The organism is Brunnivagina elsteri CCALA 953 (assembly GCF_002289455.1).
Taxonomy (GTDB): domain Bacteria; phylum Cyanobacteriota; class Cyanobacteriia; order Cyanobacteriales; family Nostocaceae; genus Brunnivagina; species Brunnivagina elsteri.
Genome location: NZ_NTFS01000776.1, coordinates 1 through 1,204 on the forward strand (window position 1 = coordinate 1; position 1,204 = coordinate 1,204).

Here is a 1,204-nt window from a genome sequence, read left to right on the forward strand (position 1 = left end):
CCTGAAAAAGCTTTGAATTGAAAATTTATTAGTATTTTTGTATTGCTACTGAAATTAATACTACTTTAACGGGACAAATGGGAAACGTAAATGCATTCTGAGTAAATGTAACGTGCGATGCCCATTATTAGTTACCAGCAAGGCATTACGTCCTGACGATGGGTTGACATCCTCCCCGCCGTTTACGGCAGGGAGGATGTCAACCATCAATATTGAAGAAAGCAAACTTCCTTTCAACTTTGTAGGATAAATCCTATTTTTTCGACTTGCACTGTTTTTCGATTAGGTAAATTAGCCTGCTTGGTGATAGAGAATTCTTTTTTTGATATATCGAGAAGATAAGTAGTAGTTTGGCGAGAAATGAAGGGAAGAAAACTCTTATTCTTAATTCGTTCTACCTTTGTGGTACTAGCACTAAATACGTTGCCATCTCTATCTACTTGTGTAGCTGGCAAAGTTAACTTCTCACCAGTTTTTATGTTCTCTAAAGTCATCTCACCTTTTTTATCTGATTTTACATAAACATCGATAACATAATTACTAGTGCTTGTTGCTACGCTAATGGTTATCTCATTATTCATTGCTACTTGCATTGTTTGATTGCCTGGTAAAGAAGAAGCAGGTAAGTTTTGCACTTGAGCAGAAACAATGGGGATAATTGCCCCACTAAAACTCAGAGCTAATAATGGAATGCTACTAATGATAAGTTTTTGAAGATAACTGTGGATAATTTTCATCTGTTTTGAGTATTAATTAAGTTATGTTATGTGCTGATAAAACACTTCTGAGTTGTTTTATATAAATGAACTTTCGCCTTACTCTTCTTAATAGGGTTAGCAAAATTAATTTATGCATCTTGAACCTGTATCGACACAATTTAAACATCACAAAAAAACTGATTATTTCCTACGTTTTAAGTAATATAAAGTGATGAGCATACCTCCGGTATTAAGCGTTCGTCCCATAGACACATTCGGTGGCTACCTAGCCCTTACAGGGAGGCTATCGCCAATAGAAGTCACTACGTGACTACCCGTAGAGTGGGGCGAAATCTTGCTGGGGGATGAATCAAAGAGCAAAGTTTCGGACAAAGGGAGCGCACGCTTATCGCATTTTTACTTTCTAACTATCACAGATATAAACAAAACTAAAACCCCAACATTAAGTCGGAGTTTTATTATCAAACATATAATTAATATCTGTT

General features: G+C 35.9%; 2 protein-coding genes. Both read right to left on the minus strand.

The features are described from left to right. Window positions 1–60: 60 nt before the first annotated feature. Window positions 61–207, minus strand: coding sequence for a hypothetical protein (locus CK510_RS33175; protein ID WP_211293368.1), 147 nt, complete (start codon window positions 205–207; stop codon window positions 61–63). Window positions 208–233: 26 nt separating this feature from the next. Beyond that, the gene (locus CK510_RS30615; RefSeq protein WP_095725153.1) at window positions 234–737 is read right to left on the minus strand and encodes a hypothetical protein; all 504 of its coding nucleotides are present in this window, start codon (window positions 735–737) and stop codon (window positions 234–236) included. Between the last annotated feature and the right edge of the window lie 467 nt (window positions 738–1,204).

What these genes read in the sequence shown, in the direction of transcription:
- CK510_RS33175 (WP_211293368.1), bottom strand. Translation starts at nt 207, where the DNA reads ATGGTTGACATCCTCCCTGCCGTAAACGGCGGGGAGGATGTCAACCCA.
- CK510_RS30615 (WP_095725153.1), bottom strand. Translation starts at nt 737, where the DNA reads ATGAAAATTATCCACAGTTATCTTCAAAAACTTATCATTAGTAGCATT.